Origin of the sequence: Thiomicrospira sp. (assembly GCF_014859555.1) — a bacterium.
GTDB lineage: Bacteria > Pseudomonadota > Gammaproteobacteria > Thiomicrospirales > Thiomicrospiraceae > Thiomicrospira.
In genome coordinates this window covers 1-1,302 of the sequence record NZ_JACUTY010000142.1, presented here as the reverse complement: position 1 = coordinate 1,302, position 1,302 = coordinate 1, and the positions used below count along the sequence as shown (strand labels likewise).

At 45.8% G+C, this 1,302-nt stretch carries 2 protein-coding genes; both read left to right on the top strand.

Annotation, left to right across the window (positions count from 1 at the left end):
- Window positions 1–151 precede the first annotated feature (151 nt).
- Window positions 152–661, top strand: a complete 510-nt coding sequence (gene greB / locus IBX48_RS10590; RefSeq protein WP_296834406.1) for a transcription elongation factor GreB — start codon at window positions 152–154, stop codon at window positions 659–661.
- 21 nt (window positions 662–682) lie between these two features.
- Window positions 683–1,302: MFS transporter (locus tag IBX48_RS10585; RefSeq protein ID WP_296834403.1), on the top strand; the 620-nt coding region annotated here is incomplete at its 3' end.

The window sequence follows — 1,302 nt, the reverse complement described above, 5'->3', positions numbered from 1 at the left end:
TTAAACAAATTAAATCACAAATTACACAAATTTTGCTTATTTTTTAACAACTTTTGTAAGGTTTTTACCGATGTGACGTCGCAATTTTGCTTTCTTTATTGAACAGGCTTTACTAGACTAGGCGCAGAATTCAGCCTGAATAAGGAAGCCAATGAGTTATATTACGCCGGAAGGTTACCAACGCTTAAGTTCGGAAATGGTGTTTTTGTGGAAAAACAAACGCCCTGAGATTGTGCGCGCCTTAGCCGATGCCGCCGCCGAAGGTGATCGCTCAGAAAACGCCGAGTATATTTACCGTAAAAAAGAACTGCGCGAAACCGATCGACGTTTGCGTTATTTAGAACGCCATTTAAAAGACATTAAAGTGGTGCGTGATCGTCCCGCCGATTTAACCAAAATTTATTTTGGTGCTTGGGTGAGGTTGGAGGACGAAGCTGGCGAGCTGCATACTTATCGCATCGTCGGCGGGCTGGAAGCCGGTTATACGCCCGGCGATATTTCGTTGTTTTCGCCGGTCGCCAAAGCCTTATTGGCTAAATCGGTGGACGACGAAGTGACGGTGGATTTGCCCGAAAACAAACGTGCCGTGTATTATGTAAACTCTATTCAATACGATCCACCGTCGGACTTTGTCACCCAACCCGATGCGCCAATAAGCTAACCCGCCAAAAAGGAACGACTCATGATCTCCGTGTCCAATTTAATTCGTCAGCCTAAATTTTTTGCCTTGTTTGTGGTGCAGTTTTTAGGCGCATTTAACGACAACCTGTTTAAAAACGCGCTGGTGATTTTGATCACGTATCGCTTAATGCAAGATGCCGATTCGGCCTTAACCATTACCTTGGCGGCGGGCTTGTTTATTTTACCGTTTTTCTTGTTTTCGCCTTGGGGCGGACAATTGGCGGATCGCTGGGACAAGGTGTGGCTGATGCGTAAAATCAAGCTCGCTGAAGTTTTGATTATGTTGCTGGGTTCGTTGGCGTTTTTTAGTGGCGATATTGGTTTTATGTTGGCGGTGTTGTTTTTATTGGGGGTGCAGTCGGCGTTTTTTGGGCCAATTAAATATTCGATTTTACCCGAGCAAGTACGCTCTGAACGTTTGATGCAAGCCAATGCTTGGTTTAGTGGCTCGACCTTTGCGGCAATATTGTTAGGCACCTTGTTGGGTGGTTTTTTAGTGCTGGGCGAGCAGGGTTTAGTTTGGATAAGTGCGTTAATGATTGGCTTTGCCTTAATTGGTTATGCCGCCAGCCGCCAAGTGGATTTGAACCCGCACCCGCAAACCGGTCACGTAAACAACCA